Raw genomic sequence first — 15,208 nt, forward strand, 5'->3', positions numbered from 1 at the left:
GTGGAATCACTGTCCGGATGTGCGTGGAATGGGTGTTCGAGTCAGCGTGGAATCCGCATGTATGGGGCACAGCTAAGTGCTTATCGCGAACGACTCCTGTCTGCCGCCAGTGACGAGCCAACAGTCTCGGCAGCCACTCACAGTCTGTAACCGTGAGTAGAAATGTTCGCTTGTATTACGGTATACCATAGACCTAAAAACGAAAGCAAAGCCTGCCCGTCGACAATCGGTACAACCGGTTCAGGTCAGTGACTGCGCGGATGCAAGCCGACCAGTTGCAGCCGTCGAATGCTTGACTTGCAACTGCCGTATTATGGTATACCATGTTACCAGGTCGGCACATTGCGCCACGCACTGCCTTATTTATCCAGGAGAGCTTTATGAGTTTCGAAATTCGCAAAATTGTCAGCTATGTAGAAGAAACCCTCATCGAAGGTGGCAAGGCAACCGACAAGCCCGTGACCATGGTGGGCCTTGCCGTCGTGATGAAGAACCCCTGGCTAGGCCGTGGTTTTGTCGAAGACCTGAAGCCGGAAATCAAGGCCAACTGCTCCGAACTGGGCGAGATGATGGTCAAGCGCCTGCTCGACAGCATTGGCGGTGCCGAGAAGATCGAAGCCTACGGTAAAGCCGCCGTAGTCGGTGCCGACGGTGAAATCGAGCACGCCTCGGCCGTTATCCACACCCTGCGCTTTGGCAATCACTACCGTCAGGCGGTCAACGCCAAGAGTTACCTGAGCTTCACCAACAAGCGCGGCGGCCCAGGCACCTCGATCCAGATTCCGATGATGCACAAGGATGACGAAGGCCTGCGCTCGCACTACATCACCCTGGAAATGCAGATCGAAGACGCTCCGCGTGCCGACGAAATCGTCGTGGTCCTGGGCGCTGCTAACGGTGGCCGTCTGCATCCGCGCATCGGCAATCGCTACATCGACCTGGAAGAACTGGCCGCCGAGCAAGCGCAGTAACCCCCGGGTCAGTGCAGGAGCAAGCCATGATGGTATTTACCGCTGAACGCACCCCCGCCGGGACCAGCTACCTGGCGACTGGTCAGGGACAGCCTGTGGTCCTGATTCACGGCGTAGGCCTGAACAAAGAGATGTGGGGCGGCCAGATCGTCGGTCTTGCGCCGCACTACCGGGTGATTGCCTACGACATGCTCGGCCACGGGGCCAGTCAGCGCCCTGCCCCAGGCACCGACTTGCTCGGCTATGCCGAGCAGTTGCGCGAGCTGCTCGAACACCTACAGCTGCCCCAGGCTACCATCATCGGTTTCTCGATGGGTGGCCTGGTGGCGCGAGCATTCGCCCTGCACTACCCCTCGCGTCTGCAAGGCCTGGTGGTGCTCAACAGCGTGTTCAACCGCAATCCCGAACAAAGTGCCGGGGTGATCGAGCGCACCCGCCAGGTCGCCCAATATGGCCCGAATGCCAACGCCGAGGCGGCCCTGTCGCGCTGGTTCAGCCGCGAGTACCAGGCCGCCAACCCGGCGCAAATCGCCGCGCTGCGCCAAACCCTGGCCAGCAACGATCCGCAAGGCTATTTGACCACCTATGAATTGTTCGCCACTCAGGACATGTATCAGGCGGATCAACTGGGCAGCATCTGCGCGCCAACATTGATCGCCACCGGCGAGCTGGACCCCGGCTCGACCCCGCAAATGGCCAGAGAGCTGGCCGCACGGATTCCCGGGGCGCAAGTCGCCGTGCTCGCGGAACAGCGCCATATGATGCCGGTGGAATCGCCGCGCCTGGTCAACCAGATGCTGCTTGACTTCCTCAAGCAGACGCAGAGCTCACAGAACCCAACACAGGGGATCGTTGCATGACACTCACCCGCTTTCAGATGTGCATCGACGGCCAGTGGGTCGATGCCCTGTCCGGCAAAACCTTCCAAAGCCTGAACCCGGCCCTCGCCGAACCCTGGGCGCAATTGCCCGACGCCGACGAAACTGACGTGGAGCGCGCGGTCCAGGCCGCGCAGCATGCGTTCGAAAGCCCGGCCTGGCGCAACCTGACGGCCACCGCACGGGGCAAGTTGCTGCGCCGCCTGGGTGACTTGATCGCCGAGAACAAGGAACAGTTGGCGCAACTGGAGAGCCGCGACAATGGCAAGCTGATCCGCGAAACCCGCGGCCAGGTCAGCTACCTGCCGGAGTTCTTCTATTACACCGCCGGCCTGGCCGACAAACTCGAAGGCGGCACCCTGCCCCTGGATAAGACCGACCTGTTCGGTTACACCGTGCACGAGCCGCTCGGCGTCGTGGCCGCGATAATTCCCTGGAACAGCCCGCTGTACCTGACCGCGATCAAGCTGGCTCCCGCTCTGGCCGCCGGCAACTGCATCGTCATCAAGCCTTCCGAGCACGCCTCGGCGACCATTCTCGAACTGGCTCGCCTGGCCCTGGAGGCCGGCATTCCAGCAGGCGTGGTCAACGTGATCACCGGTTACGGTGCCAGCACCGGTGCGGCCCTGACCCGTCACCCACTGGTGCGCAAGATCGCCTTCACCGGCGGCGCCGCCACCGCTCGCCATGTGGTGCGCAGCAGCGCCGAGAACTTCGCCAAGCTGTCGCTGGAGCTGGGCGGCAAGTCGCCGAATATCATCTTTGCCGACGCCGATCTGGACAGTGCGATCAATGGCGCGATCGCCGGCATCTATGCCGCATCGGGGCAGAGTTGCGTGTCCGGTTCGCGCCTGCTGGTACAGGACGAGATCTACGACGAGTTCGTCGAACGCCTGGTCGAGCGGGCCAAGCGCATCCGTATCGGCAACCCGCAAGATGACCGCAGCGAGATGGGCCCCATGGCTACCGCGCAACAACTGGCCGTGGTCGAAGGCCTGGTTGCCGACGCTCTGGCCGAAGGTGCAAAGCTGCGCCTGGGCGGCAAGCGCCCAGAGATTGACGGTAATGGCTGGTACTACGAACCGACGCTGTTCGAGTGCGACAGCAACTCAATGAAAATCATGCAGGAAGAAGTCTTCGGCCCGGTCGCCTCGGTGATCCGCTTCAAGGATGAAGCCGAAGCACTGGCGATCGCCAACAACTCGCAATTCGGCCTCGCCGCCGGTATCTGGACCCGCGATCTCGGTCGCGCCCACCGCCTGGCCCGCGATGTGCGCTCGGGCATTATCTGGGTCAATACCTACCGCGCCGTCTCGGCCATGGCCCCTATCGGTGGTTTCAAGAACAGCGGCTACGGCCGCGAGAGCGGCATCGATTCGGTGCTCGCCTATACCGAACAGAAAACCGTGTGGATCAACCTGTCGCAGACGCCAATGGCCGACCCCTTTGTGATGCGCTGAGACGTTCACTGCGAGACTTTCAGAGGTAGCAAAAAATGATCGAACCAGGCATTTACAAAGAAGTGATGGGCTCGTTTCCCTCGGGTGTCACGGTGGTCACCTGTCTCGACGAACATGGCGGCATAGTCGGCATCACCGCCAGCGCTTTCAGCGCCCTGTCGATAGACCCGGCACTGGTGCTGTTCTGCCCCAACTACGCGTCGGACTCCTACCCGGTGCTGTGCGCCAGCAAACAGTTCGCCATCCACCTGCTGTCCGCCGACCAGACGGCCGAAGCCTACGCCTTTGCCGGCAAAGGCAAGGACAAAGCCAAAGGCATCGAATGGCATCTCAGCGAGCGGGGCAACCCGCTGCTGAGCAAGGCCACGGCGATCATCGAATGCGAGCTGTGGCGCGAGTACGACGGTGGCGATCACGCGATCATCGTCGGTGCGGTGAAGAACCTGATTCTTCCCAAAACCGAAGTGACGCCGATGGTCTACCACCGCGGCAAGCTGGGCGCTCTACCCTCCATCGTCTGAGCAGGCAGGCCGTTGAAAAACCTAGGCGAGGCACCGGCAACGCAGGTGGTTTTTCAACCGCCGGCTAGATCGCCATAGAGTCTTTTGGGGTCGTTCGCCATACATGCTGGTGGCGACCCTTTTTTTATTTTCGGAGCCAACATGACCCCAGCAGCCGCACAACTGTTCCGCCAGCAGGCCTTTATCGACGGCCAATGGTGTGACGCACAGAATGCAACCACCCAAGAAATCTTCAACCCGGCCAATGGTGCCAGCATTGGCCGGGTGCCAAACATGGGTGAAGTGGAAACCCAGCGCGCGATTGCGGCTGCAACCGCTGCCTGGCCCGCCTGGCGCGCACGCACCGCCAAGGAGCGCAGCAATATCCTCAAGCGCTGGCATGCGCTGATGCTCGAGCATGCCGATGCCCTGGCCGAGATCCTCACCCTGGAGCAAGGCAAGCCCCTCAGCGAGGCCAAGGGCGAAATCCTCTATGCCGCCAGCTTTATCGAATGGTTCGCCGAAGAGGCCAAGCGCATCTACGGCGACACCATCCCCAGCCACAAGGGCGATGCCCGCATCGTCGTCAGCAAAGAGCCGATCGGCGTGGTCGCCGCCATCACGCCGTGGAACTTTCCCGCTGCGATGATCACCCGCAAGGCTGGCCCGGCCCTTGCCGCCGGCTGCCCATGCATCGTCAAGCCCGCCCCGGAAACCCCCTTCTCTGCCCTGGCCATGGCCGCGCTGGCGGAACAAGCGGGCATCCCGGCGGGCATTTTCAATGTGCTCACCGGCGATGCCGTGGCCATCGGCGGCAAGCTGACTGACAGTGCGGATGTGCGCAAACTGTCCTTCACCGGCTCCACCGCGATCGGCAAACTGCTTATGGCCCAGTGCGCCAAGACCCTGAAAAAAGTGTCCCTGGAGCTGGGCGGCAACGCCCCGTTTATCGTCTTCGACGACGCCGATCTCGAGCGCGCGGTTGAGGGCGCGCTGGTCGCCAAGTACCGCAATGCCGGGCAGACCTGCGTCTGCGTCAATCGCTTCCTGGTGCAGGACGGTATCTACGAGGCCTTCGTCAGCCGCCTTGCCGAGCGCGTCGGCGCGTTCAAGGTTGGCGATGGTTTCACCGTCGATGTGAACCAGGGCCCGCTGATCAACGAGCGTGCGGTGGCCAAGGTCGAAGAGCATGTGCAGGATGCCCTGAGCAAAGGCGCGCGCCTGCTCTGTGGCGGCGAGCGGCATGCCCTCGGCCACGGTTTCTTCCAGCCGACAGTGCTGGCCGACCTGGACCTGACCATGAAGGTGGCCCGCGAGGAAACCTTCGGTCCGCTGGCCGCAGTGTTCCGCTTCAGCAATGAAGCCGAGGCCGTGCAACTGGCCAACGACACCGAATATGGCCTGGCCGCCTACTGTTACACCCGCGACCTGGGCCGCGCCTGGCGCATGAGCGAAGCGCTGGAATATGGCATGGTCGGGATCAACGAAGGCCTGATCTCCACCGAGGTCGCGCCCTTCGGCGGCATCAAATCCTCCGGTCTCGGCCGCGAAGGCTCCAAGTACGGCATCGAGGATTACCTCGAAATCAAATACACCCTGATGGGCGGCCTCTAATTCAGGCAAGCCGAGGAGAACACCATGAGCAACGACAAGTACGCCAAGGGCCTAGCGATCCGCACACAGGTGCTGGGCGAGGCCTATGTCAACACGTCGATCGAGAATGCCGACGACTTCAACCGGCCCCTGCAGGAGCTGGTCACCGAGTACTGCTGGGGGCATGTCTGGGGGCGGGAGGGTTTGTCGCTGGCGGAACGCAGCATGATAAACTTGGCGATGATTTCAGCGCTCAACCGACCGCATGAACTCAAGCTGCATATTCGCGGAGCCTTGCGCAACGGCCTCAGCCGTGAGCAGATACGCGAAATACTGCTACAGGTCGGTATTTACTGTGGCGTGCCGGCGGCCGTGGACAGTTTTCGCATTGCCCGCGAAGCCTTCGCGCAAGCCGATGCCGAAAGCCAACCTTAACAGCGGCTGCAGCGCCCTGAGTCGAATGCTCGGGCGCTTCTGTGCTTTCCTTCAAACAGCCCAAACAGAGCGGACCCAATGAAACGATTGCCTCTCGACGACAGCTTCAAGGTCAATCGCAACCCCATTACCCTGCGCGAAATCGTGCTGGATAAATTGCGCAGTGCCATCATGAACTTCCAACTGATGCCTGGGGACCGCCTGGTAGAACGCGACCTCTGTGATCGTCTGGGCGTTAGCCGCACCTCGGTGCGTGAGGCCCTGCGCCACCTTGAGTCGGAAGGACTGGTCGAGTTTGCCGATGCCAAGGGGCCGCGGGTGGCGATCATCACGCTGGAAGATGCCCGCGATATCTACGAGCTACGCTGTGTGCTTGAAGGCTTGATCGTGCAACTGTTTACCCTGAACGCCAAAGCCAAGGAAATCCGGGCTCTGGAGCGCGCTCTCGAGGAAAACCGCAGGGTGCTCGAAGAGGGCGAGTTGCAACAGGTGCTCGACTCGGTCCAGGGTTTCTATGACGTGCTATTGGAGGGTTCCGGCAACCACATCGCCGCCACCCAACTGCGTCAGCTGCAAGCGCGCATCAGCTACCTGCGGGCCACCTCGGTGTCTCAGGCCAACCGGCGCGGCGCGAGCAATAACGAAATGGAGCGCATCGTCGAGGCGATCAAGAGCGGTGATCCACTCGCCGCCCACCAGGCGTCGGTCGACCATGTACGCGCCGCCGCCAAGGTAGCCTTGGACTACCTGAAATCCAAACAAGAGGTGGTTGGTAGCGTACGTGACATCGCCACACCGATCGCCCTCAAAGAGCCGCGTATAGGACGCTGAGAGCATGGCAACCCCGCGCTTCTGCCCCAGTTGTGGCGCTGACCGCTTGAGCCGTCAGCAACCGCCCGGAGACACTCACCAGCGCCTGGTCTGCGCAGGGTGCGGCTACATACACTACGAAAACCCGAAGATAATCGCCGGCTGCATCATCGAGCAGGACGGTAAGTACCTGCTCTGCCAGCGCGCCATCGCGCCGCGCCCTGGCACCTGGACACTGCCGGCCGGCTTCATGGAAAACGGCGAGACCACCGAGCAAGCCGCCCTGCGCGAAGTATGGGAAGAAAGCGGCGTGCGCGCGGACATCGTCTCGCCCTATTCGATCTTCAGCGTGCCGAAGATCAGCGAGGTGTACATCATCTTTCGCGCCGTGGCCCTTGAAGTGACCGGCCAGTTCGGCCCGGAAACCCTCGACTACCGCTTCTTCGCGCCTGAGGATATTCCCTGGGAAAGCATCTACTACCCGGCCATTCGGCAGATTCTCGAACGCTACATTGAGGAGCGCCAGGCCGGGGTCTACGGCATCTACATCGGCAACGACGACAGCGGCAAGGTTCACTTTATCCGCTGAATCAGCCCACTCTCAGGGCGCGCAACCCTCGACGATGATCACCTCTGCCAGGGCCGCGCCCTGGCGGTGGCCGCAGGCTTGCTGGTACTCGGCCGAGCGGTAGCAGGCCAGCGCCTGTTCATAGGACGCGAATTCGATCAGCACATTGCGCGGTGGTGTAGGCCGACCTTCCAGCGCCTCGGCCCGCCCGCCCCGAGCGAGAAAAACCCCGCCATACTTGAGGAAGGCTGCTGGTGCCCGGCGGGTATATTCCAGGTACTGCTCGGGATCGGTTACATCGACATGGGCAATCCAATAAGCCTTCATCGTTACCTCGGTTACTCGCAGGATATTCGTAATATGGTATACCATAAAGGCCGCTGAGCAACCATCACCTACCGCAACCCCGAGAGCACCGGCATGCCATTCAATAGCATCGAAGAAATCATCGAAGACGTTCGCCAGGGCAAGATGGTTCTCTTGGTCGACGACGAGGACCGCGAAAACGAGGGCGACCTGCTGCTGGCCGCAGAGGCCTGCACACCGGCCGCGATCAACTTCATGGCCCGCGAAGCGCGCGGCCTGATCTGCCTGACCCTGACCGACGAACACTGTCAGCGCCTGGGCCTGGAGCAAATGGTGCCGAGCAACGGCAGTGCCTTCTCCACCGCGTTTACCATTTCCATCGAGGCGGCTACGGGAGTCACCACCGGAATCTCTGCTGCCGACCGCTCGCGCACCGTGCTCGCCGCCGTCGCGGCGGACGCCAAGGCCGAGGATCTGGTCCAGCCAGGGCATATTTTCCCGTTGCGCGCCCGCGACGGTGGCGTATTGAACCGTGCCGGACACACCGAAGCCGGCTGCGATCTGGCGCGCCTGGCCGGCTTCAGCCCGGCAGCAGTCATAGTCGAGGTGATGAATGAAGACGGCAGCATGGCCAGACGCCCCGATCTGGAGGCGTTCGCCAGCCAGCACGGGATTAAGATCGGCACCATCGCCGACCTGATCCACTATCGCTTGAGCACCGAACATACCGTCAGCCGCATTGGCGAACGCGAACTACCCACCGTGCACGGCGATTTCCGCCTGATTACCTACGAAGACCGTATCGAAGGGGGTGTGCACATGGCCATGGTCATGGGTGAGATCAACCGTGACGAACCGACCTTGGTCCGCGTGCACGTGATCGATCCCCTGCGTGACCTGGTCGGCGCCGAGTACACCGGGCCGAAGAACTGGACGCTGTGGGCGGCGCTGCAAAAGGTCGCCGAAGAAGGTCGCGGCGTGGTCGTGGTGCTGGCCAACAACGAGTCGTCGCAAGCGCTGCTGGAGCGGGTACCGCAACTGACCCAACCACGCCAGCAGTTCAGCCGCTCACAATCGCGTATCTACTCCGAAGTCGGCACCGGCGCGCAGATTCTTCAAGATATCGGCGTCGGCAAACTGCGCCACCTCGGCGCGCCGCTGAAATATGCGGGCCTCACGGGCTACGACCTGGAAGTCGTGGAGACCCTCGCCTTCACTGAATAACACCTGTTGCCTGGAGGGGAAAAACCCCTCCAGCGCTCGACCTCCTCTGCGCAACACCCGCCCCGCCGCGCTGCGAGCCACCTTCCCTACGTGTCCTAAACTCTAGTCATCGACCGAGGCTGCGAGCCCCTGCGCGCTGTCGCTTACTGCCATCCGTCGACCCAGTCCGCTCGACAGCCCCAGTCGAGACTCAGGGCTTGCAGAAATCTTGGAATACCATAATATGATATTCCATAGGCCGGGCATTTATAGCCGACGACCTAGAATCCATAGCCACAGCAAATCAAGCTTTATGTTCATGCATGGCAGCTCGACAACAACTACAAAATCGAGGAATACAGCATGTTGCAGAGAAACTCCGTCACCGCCACCCTCGCCGCTCTGGCCCTGGTGGCAAGCGCAGGCAGTGCAGTTGCAGCGGAAAGCCTGAACTTCGTCAGTTGGGGCGGCACCACCCAGGATGCGCAGAAGCAGGCCTGGGCCGAGCCCTTCACCGAATCCAGCGGCATCCGTGTCGTACAGGACGGGCCGACCGACTACGGCAAGCTCAAGGCCATGGTCGAAAGCGGCAATGTGCAGTGGGACGTCGTGGACGTCGAAGCCGACTTCGCCCTGCGCGCCGCCAGCGAAGGCCTGTTGGAGCCACTGGACTTTGGCGTGATTCAGCGCGACCAGATCGACCCGCGCTTCGTCTCCGACCATGGCGTCGGCTCCTTCTACTTCTCCTTCGTGCTCGGCTACAACCAGGGCAAGGTCGGCGGCAACGCTCCGCAAGACTGGACCGCGCTGTTTGATACCGCTGCCTACCCTGGCAAGCGCGCGCTGTACAAGTGGGCCAGCCCGGGCGTACTCGAACTGGCCCTGCTCGCCGACGGCGTAGCCGCCGACCAGCTGTACCCGCTGGACCTCGAGCGCGCTTTCAAGAAACTCGACACCATCAAGCAGGACATCATCTGGTGGGGCGGCGGCGCGCAATCGCAGCAGATGCTGGCCTCCGGTGAAGCCAGCCTTGGCCAGTTCTGGAACGGCCGCATCTATGCCCTGCAGCAAGATGGCGCGCCAGTTGGCGTGAGCTGGAAACAGAACCTGGTCATGGCCGACTTTCTGGTCATCCCCAAGGGTGCGAAAAACAAGGAGGCGGCCATGAAGTTCCTGGCCAACGCCAGCAGCGCCAAAGGTCAGGCCACGTTCGCCAACCTGACGGCCTATGCCCCGGTTAACGTCAACAGCGTCGAGCAACTGAACGCCGATCTTGCGCCGAACCTGCCGACCGCCCACGTCAAGGACCAGGTCAACCTCAATTACGCCTACTGGGCCAAGCATGGCGAAGCCATTTCCGCGCAGTGGAACGAGTGGCTGGTCAAATAACATGACTACCGCCCAGTCCAACCAATCCCCCCAAGTCGCTAGCGGTGCCTTGCGCGCCGCCAGCACGGCAAACCGTCCGATGGCACAGCGCTGGCGGGGTTTTTCCAACCTGCTGCCGGCGCTGCTGTTCCTCGGCCTGTTCTTCCTCGCGCCCCTGATCGGCTTGCTGCTGCGCGGGGTATTGGAGCCCAGCCTCGGACTGAGCAACTACGAACAACTGTTTGCCAACTCGGCCTACACCCGCGTGCTGCTGAATACCTTCTCGGTGGCCGGCCTGGTCACGGTGATCAGCCTGCTGCTGGGCTTTCCCCTGGCCTGGGCGATTACCCTGGTGCCGCGCGGCTGGGGCCGCTGGCTGCTGAGCATCGTGCTGCTCTCGATGTGGACCAGCCTGCTCGCACGCACCTACTCCTGGTTGGTGCTGCTGCAAGCCTCCGGGGTGATCAATAAAACCCTGATGGCCCTGGGCATCATCGACCAGCCGCTGGAGATGGTGCACAACCTCACCGGCGTGGTAATCGGCATGAGCTACATCATGATCCCGTTCATCGTTCTGCCGTTGCAGGCCACCATGCAAGCCATCGATCCGCTGGTGTTGCAGGCTGGCGCCATCTGTGGCGCCAGCCCGTGGAGCAACTTCTTCCGGGTTTTCCTGCCGCTGTGCCGCCCTGGCTTGTTCTCTGGCGGGCTGATGGTCTTTGTCATGTCCCTCGGCTACTACGTGACCCCGGCTCTCCTCGGCGGCGCACAGAACATGATGCTGCCGGAGTTCATCATTCAGCAGGTGCAGTCCTTCCTCAACTGGGGCATCGCCAGCGCCGCGGCCGCGCTACTGATCGCGATCACCCTGGTGTTGTTCTACGTCTACCTGAAGCTCCAGCCGGAATCGCCGGTCGGCGCCAGCAATGCGAGGTAATCCGACATGTTGCTGACCCCCAATGCCATGGGGCCGCGCTTGCGCATCGGCCTCTATTTCACCACGGCGGTGATCGCCCTGTTCCTGCTGCTGCCGATTGTGTTCATCGTGCTGCTGTCGTTCGGCTCCTCGCAGTGGCTGGTCTTCCCGCCACCGGGCTGGACGCTGAAATGGTACGAGCAGTTTTTCTCCAATCCGGAGTGGATGGCCTCGGTACTGACCAGCTTGAAGGTCGCCGTGATCACCACCCTGTGCGCGGTCGCCTTGGGCCTACCGAGCGCCTTCGCCCTGGTGCGCGGACGCTTTCCGGGGCGCGAGTTGCTCTATGCCCTGTTCACGCTGCCGATGATCGTGCCGTTGGTGATTATCGCGGTGGCGGTGTATGCGCTGTTTCTCAAGTTGGGCTATACCGGCACGCTGTTTTCCTTCGTGGTCAGCCACGTGATAGTCGCGCTGCCCTTCACCATCATCTCGATCATCAATTCGCTGAAGCTGTTTGACCAGTCGATCGAGGATGCCGCGGTGATCTGCGGTGCTTCGCGCCTCCAGGCGGTATACCGCGTGACCTTCCCGGCCATCCGTCCGGGCATGGTCGCCGGCGCGCTGTTCGCCTTTCTGGTGTCCTGGGACGAGGTGGTCCTCAGCGTGATGATGGCCAGCCCGACCCTGCAAACCCTGCCGGTAAAAATGTGGACCACCCTGCGCCAGGACCTGACGCCGGTGATCGCCGTCGCCTCGACGCTGTTGATCGGTTTGTCCGTCCTGATAATGGTCATCGCCGCTGCCCTGCGTCGGCGCAATGAAGTCAGCGCCTAAGCGCCGAGGAGAACGATATGAGTGCTGTGATCCAAGAGTCCGCCCCAGCCGATCAGCGTCCCCTGGTCAGCCTGCGCAACCTGAATAAGCACTACGGCGACTTCGCCGCAGTGGACAATATTTCCCTGGATATCCAGGAAGGCGAATTCCTGACCTTTCTCGGCTCCAGCGGCTCCGGCAAGAGCACGACCCTGTCGATGCTCGCTGGGTTCGAAACGCCCAGCTCTGGAGAAATCCAGGTAGAAGGCAAATCACTGATCAAGGTGCCGCCGCACAAGCGCGGCATCGGCATGGTATTCCAGCGCTACTCGCTGTTCCCGCATCTCTCGGTGCGCGACAACATCGCTTTCCCGCTGAGTATCCGCAAACTTCCGGCCGCCGAACGCGAGCGCCAGGTCGACGCCATGCTCAAGTTGGTGCAACTGGAACAGTTCGCCCACCGCCGCCCCGCCCAGCTTTCTGGGGGTCAGCAACAACGCGTGGCGATTGCTCGCGCCCTGGTCTACGAGCCGCGCATCCTGCTGATGGACGAGCCGCTTGGCGCGCTGGATAAAAAACTGCGCGAAGAGCTGCAAGATGAACTGCGTCACCTGCACCGTCGCCTCGGCATCACCATCGTCTACGTGACCCACGACCAGGAAGAAGCCATGCGTTTGTCGCAACGCATCGCCATCTTCAGCCACGGCAAGATCGTCGGTCTGGGCAGCGGTTACGACCTCTATCAGAACCCGCCGAATGCCTTCGTCGCCTCCTTCCTCGGCAACTCGAATTTCCTCAAGGCGCAGGTGACGGGCAACGCCTCGGTGCAGTTCGAGCAGCAGCCCCTGGCGATCCGGCCGACCACCGCCTTGCAAAACGGCCAGCAAGTGCTGCTGATGGTGCGCCCCGAGAAAGCCTTGGTGCTGGTCCAGGAGCACGCCGAGCAGACTCCGTTGCCAGCCGGCTGGAACGAAATCTCGGCGCAGGTCAGCGAAGTGGTGTTCCTTGGCGAAAGCCTGACCTGCAGCGTCGTCACCCCCGGCGGCTGCAGCCTGACCCTCAAAGCCCTGTCCAACGACCTGCAACCGCTGCAAGCGGGAACCCGCGTGCGGGTCCGTTGGGCCGCGGCCGATGCCTGCGTCTACAGCGAGTGGAACGAAAGCGACCTGACCAAGGCCGCTGGCAGCCACTGACCGCCGTCACAAAAGAGCCCCAGCCTCGGCAGAGACTGGGGCTTTTTCATGGCTCTGTAGCCGTTAAATGTTGATGCCGAGCGCCGTCACGTGGGAGCGGCTTTAGCCGCGAAAGCGCTTCAGTGGTCAAAGATTTTCGCGGAGAAATCGTCCGGCCCTCACCATCTGACTGAGTACGCCAGGCAAGCGCAATCACTGCGGCGTAACGTCCGATAAATAGAGTTCTGCAGATCGTGGGAGGGCTTGCACAATCAATATTATGGTATACCATAAGACCACAACGCCACCGCATACGAACAATAGAGGCTGCACGAAATGATCAATCCAGTCGTCTACAAGCAGGTTATGGGCTCCTTCCCCTCGGGCGTCACGGTGATCACCACCCTGAATGACGAGGGTGAGATGGTTGGCCTGACGGCGAGCGCCTTCAGTTCGCTGTCCATGGATCCAGCCCTGGTGCTGTTTTGCCCTAACTACAGCTCCGATTCCTATCCGATCCTGATCGCTCGCAAGCAGTTCGCCATCCACCTGCTGACCGCCGACCAGAAGCAGGAAGCTTATGCATTCGCCAGCAAGGGCAAAGACAAAGCACAAGGCATCGAATGGCGGCTGAGCGAGCGCGGCAACCCGCTGTTGAGTAATGCCACCGCGATCATTGAGTGCGAACTCTGGCGCGAGTACGAAGGGGGCGATCACGCCATCATGGTCGGCGCAGTCAAGAACCTGATAGTGCCGCAGCAGCAGGTTGTGCCGATGATTTACTGCCACGGCAAGATGGGCGCGTTGCAGGCTTTCGCCTAGCCCTCACGGTGCGCCGTCAGCCGAAAATATGCGCGCCCAGTGGCCGTCAGCCCGAGCAACGCGTGCAGCGCAAAGCTGACCAATGATGGCGATAGAAAAATCTTGCAGCAAATTCGTATTATGGTATACCAATATTTAATGATTCATTTCGTCTTGCTTGCAGCGTTGTCCTGAGACGCGCGGAACCGCCAAGACAGAGGCGCAGTGCACGCTTCACCGTAGCCGGCCGATCCGGGGCCGAACAAAAACAGAGTTGAGGAACGCATCATGAAATTTTCTTTGTTCGTGCATATGGAGCGCTACGACGAGCACGTCAGCCACCGCCAGCTCTTCGAGAATCTTACCGAACTGACGCTGATGGCCGAGGCCGGCGGCTTTTGCACGGTATGGATTGGTGAACACCACTCGATGGAATACACCATCTCGCCAAGCCCGATGCCACTCCTGTCTTACCTGGCGGCAAAGACCACGACCATTCGCCTCGGTGCCGGGACCATCATCGCGCCGTTCTGGCACCCCATCCGGGTTGCCGGCGAATGCGCCCTGCTCGACGTGATCAGTAACGGGCGCATGGAAGTCGGCCTGGCCCGTGGCGCCTACCAGTATGAATTCGACCGCATGGCCGGTGGCATGCCGGCTTCTTCCGGTGGCCAGCACTTGCGCGAGATGGTTCCTGCGGTCAAGGCCCTGTGGCAAGGCGACTACGCCCACGATGGCGAGATCTGGAAGTTCCCCACCTCGACCTCCTCGCCCCGCCCGATCCAGACGCCCACCCCGCCAATCTGGATCGCCGCGCGTGATCCAGACTCGCACAACTTCGCGGTGAAGCACGGCTGCAACGTGATGGTCACGCCATTGATGAAGGGCGACGAGGAAGTGGTCGACCTGAAGAACAAATTCGAAGCCGCCCTGGCCAACAATCCGGAAGTGCCGCGCCCGCAACTGATGGTGCTGCGCCACACCCACGTTTACAGCCCTGAAGATAGCGATGGCTGGAAGGTCGGCGCAGCCGCCATCTCGCGCTTCTACCGCACCTTCGATGCCTGGTTCGGCAACAAGCAAACCCCGCTTAACGGCATTCTCCAGCCGAGCCCCGAAGAGAAGTTCAAGGACCGCCCCGAGTTCGAGCTGGAGAATATCCGCAAGAACACCATGATCGGCACGCCCGAAGAAATCATCGCGCGCATCCGCCACTATCAGGAACTGGGCGTCGACGAGTTCAGCTTCTGGGCCGACAACAGCCTGTCGCATGCCGAGAAGAAGAAATCGCTGGAACTCTTCATCAAGCATGTGGTGCCCGCGTTCAACTGAGTCATCGCGTCACGTAGCCGGATCGGTCGATCCGGCTACGCCTCCCGTGCAAATGGTCGACAGCCCCATGAACATTGGC

16 protein-coding genes are annotated in these 15,208 nt (G+C 61.5%); 15 read left to right on the top strand and 1 reads right to left on the bottom strand.

Features of this window, described 5'->3' with window-relative positions; all coding sequences use genetic code 11:
- The first annotated feature begins 380 nt into the window (after positions 1-380).
- From B3M58_RS16455 to B3M58_RS16490, 8 genes are all read left to right on the top strand, one after another.
- Positions 381-971, top strand: coding sequence for an amino acid synthesis family protein (locus B3M58_RS16455; RefSeq protein WP_296220731.1), 591 nt, complete (start codon positions 381-383; stop codon positions 969-971).
- 26 nt (positions 972-997) lie between these two features.
- Positions 998-1,831: an alpha/beta fold hydrolase gene (locus B3M58_RS16460; protein ID WP_296220732.1), complete on the top strand. Its 834-nt coding sequence runs from the start codon at positions 998-1,000 to the stop codon at positions 1,829-1,831.
- The gene (locus tag B3M58_RS16465; RefSeq protein ID WP_296220733.1) at positions 1,828-3,309 is read left to right on the top strand and encodes an aldehyde dehydrogenase; all 1,482 of its coding nucleotides are present in this window, start codon (positions 1,828-1,830) and stop codon (positions 3,307-3,309) included. Before B3M58_RS16460 ends, B3M58_RS16465 begins: the two co-directional genes overlap by 4 nt.
- Before the next feature lie 35 nt (positions 3,310-3,344).
- Positions 3,345-3,830 (top strand): flavin reductase family protein, encoded by a 486-nt coding sequence (locus tag B3M58_RS16470; protein WP_296220734.1) that lies wholly within the window; start codon positions 3,345-3,347, stop codon positions 3,828-3,830.
- Positions 3,831-3,971: 141 nt separating this feature from the next.
- The gene (locus B3M58_RS16475) at positions 3,972-5,423 is read left to right on the top strand and encodes an NAD-dependent succinate-semialdehyde dehydrogenase (protein WP_296220735.1); all 1,452 of its coding nucleotides are present in this window, start codon (positions 3,972-3,974) and stop codon (positions 5,421-5,423) included.
- A gap of 24 nt (positions 5,424-5,447) precedes the next feature.
- Positions 5,448-5,837: a carboxymuconolactone decarboxylase family protein gene (locus B3M58_RS16480; protein ID WP_296220736.1), complete on the top strand. Its 390-nt coding sequence runs from the start codon at positions 5,448-5,450 to the stop codon at positions 5,835-5,837.
- Positions 5,838-5,915: 78 nt separating this feature from the next.
- Positions 5,916-6,668, top strand: a complete 753-nt coding sequence (locus B3M58_RS16485) for a GntR family transcriptional regulator (protein ID WP_296220737.1) — start codon at positions 5,916-5,918, stop codon at positions 6,666-6,668.
- Positions 6,669-6,672: 4 nt separating this feature from the next.
- Positions 6,673-7,236: an NUDIX hydrolase gene (locus B3M58_RS16490; RefSeq protein ID WP_296220738.1), complete on the top strand. Its 564-nt coding sequence runs from the start codon at positions 6,673-6,675 to the stop codon at positions 7,234-7,236.
- A gap of 12 nt (positions 7,237-7,248) precedes the next feature.
- Here the strand turns inward: B3M58_RS16490 and B3M58_RS16495 are convergent, their stop codons facing one another.
- Entirely contained in the window at positions 7,249-7,542 is a 294-nt protein-coding gene (locus B3M58_RS16495) for a DUF1330 domain-containing protein (RefSeq protein WP_296220739.1), read from the bottom strand.
- Between the two features lie 93 nt (positions 7,543-7,635).
- Between B3M58_RS16495 and ribBA the strand changes: the two genes are divergently transcribed.
- From ribBA to B3M58_RS16530, 7 genes are all read left to right on the top strand, one after another.
- Positions 7,636-8,745: a bifunctional 3,4-dihydroxy-2-butanone-4-phosphate synthase/GTP cyclohydrolase II gene (gene ribBA / locus B3M58_RS16500; RefSeq protein ID WP_296220740.1), complete on the top strand. Its 1,110-nt coding sequence runs from the start codon at positions 7,636-7,638 to the stop codon at positions 8,743-8,745.
- Positions 8,746-9,087: 342 nt separating this feature from the next.
- Positions 9,088-10,113, top strand: a complete 1,026-nt coding sequence (locus tag B3M58_RS16505) for an ABC transporter substrate-binding protein (protein WP_296220741.1) — start codon at positions 9,088-9,090, stop codon at positions 10,111-10,113.
- A 79-nt stretch (positions 10,114-10,192) separates the two neighbouring features.
- The gene (locus B3M58_RS16510; protein ID WP_296221039.1) at positions 10,193-11,029 is read left to right on the top strand and encodes an ABC transporter permease; all 837 of its coding nucleotides are present in this window, start codon (positions 10,193-10,195) and stop codon (positions 11,027-11,029) included.
- 6 nt (positions 11,030-11,035) lie between these two features.
- Entirely contained in the window at positions 11,036-11,845 is an 810-nt protein-coding gene (locus B3M58_RS16515; protein ID WP_296220742.1) for an ABC transporter permease, read from the top strand.
- A gap of 17 nt (positions 11,846-11,862) precedes the next feature.
- Positions 11,863-13,017: an ABC transporter ATP-binding protein gene (locus tag B3M58_RS16520; protein ID WP_296220743.1), complete on the top strand. Its 1,155-nt coding sequence runs from the start codon at positions 11,863-11,865 to the stop codon at positions 13,015-13,017.
- A gap of 315 nt (positions 13,018-13,332) precedes the next feature.
- Complete coding sequence (locus B3M58_RS16525) at positions 13,333-13,818, top strand: flavin reductase family protein (RefSeq protein ID WP_296220744.1); 486 nt, start codon at positions 13,333-13,335, stop codon at positions 13,816-13,818.
- A 267-nt stretch (positions 13,819-14,085) separates the two neighbouring features.
- Positions 14,086-15,129, top strand: coding sequence for an LLM class flavin-dependent oxidoreductase (locus B3M58_RS16530; protein WP_296220745.1), 1,044 nt, complete (start codon positions 14,086-14,088; stop codon positions 15,127-15,129).
- Positions 15,130-15,208 lie beyond the last annotated feature (79 nt).

Origin of the sequence: Pseudomonas sp. UBA2684 (genome assembly GCA_002354655.1) — a bacterium.
Classification (GTDB): domain Bacteria; phylum Pseudomonadota; class Gammaproteobacteria; order Pseudomonadales; family Pseudomonadaceae; genus Aquipseudomonas.

Coding starts and splice junctions, on each gene's coding strand:
- B3M58_RS16455 (WP_296220731.1), top strand. CDS start 381: ATGAGTTTCGAAATTCGCAAAATTGTCAGCTATGTAGAAGAAACCCTC.
- B3M58_RS16460 (WP_296220732.1), top strand. CDS start 998: ATGATGGTATTTACCGCTGAACGCACCCCCGCCGGGACCAGCTACCTG.
- B3M58_RS16465 (WP_296220733.1), top strand. CDS start 1,828: ATGACACTCACCCGCTTTCAGATGTGCATCGACGGCCAGTGGGTCGAT.
- B3M58_RS16470 (WP_296220734.1), top strand. CDS start 3,345: ATGATCGAACCAGGCATTTACAAAGAAGTGATGGGCTCGTTTCCCTCG.
- B3M58_RS16475 (WP_296220735.1), top strand. CDS start 3,972: ATGACCCCAGCAGCCGCACAACTGTTCCGCCAGCAGGCCTTTATCGAC.
- B3M58_RS16480 (WP_296220736.1), top strand. CDS start 5,448: ATGAGCAACGACAAGTACGCCAAGGGCCTAGCGATCCGCACACAGGTG.
- B3M58_RS16485 (WP_296220737.1), top strand. CDS start 5,916: ATGAAACGATTGCCTCTCGACGACAGCTTCAAGGTCAATCGCAACCCC.
- B3M58_RS16490 (WP_296220738.1), top strand. CDS start 6,673: ATGGCAACCCCGCGCTTCTGCCCCAGTTGTGGCGCTGACCGCTTGAGC.
- B3M58_RS16495 (WP_296220739.1), bottom strand. CDS start 7,542: ATGAAGGCTTATTGGATTGCCCATGTCGATGTAACCGATCCCGAGCAG.
- ribBA (WP_296220740.1), top strand. CDS start 7,636: ATGCCATTCAATAGCATCGAAGAAATCATCGAAGACGTTCGCCAGGGC.
- B3M58_RS16505 (WP_296220741.1), top strand. CDS start 9,088: ATGTTGCAGAGAAACTCCGTCACCGCCACCCTCGCCGCTCTGGCCCTG.
- B3M58_RS16510 (WP_296221039.1), top strand. CDS start 10,193: ATGGCACAGCGCTGGCGGGGTTTTTCCAACCTGCTGCCGGCGCTGCTG.
- B3M58_RS16515 (WP_296220742.1), top strand. CDS start 11,036: ATGTTGCTGACCCCCAATGCCATGGGGCCGCGCTTGCGCATCGGCCTC.
- B3M58_RS16520 (WP_296220743.1), top strand. CDS start 11,863: ATGAGTGCTGTGATCCAAGAGTCCGCCCCAGCCGATCAGCGTCCCCTG.
- B3M58_RS16525 (WP_296220744.1), top strand. CDS start 13,333: ATGATCAATCCAGTCGTCTACAAGCAGGTTATGGGCTCCTTCCCCTCG.
- B3M58_RS16530 (WP_296220745.1), top strand. CDS start 14,086: ATGAAATTTTCTTTGTTCGTGCATATGGAGCGCTACGACGAGCACGTC.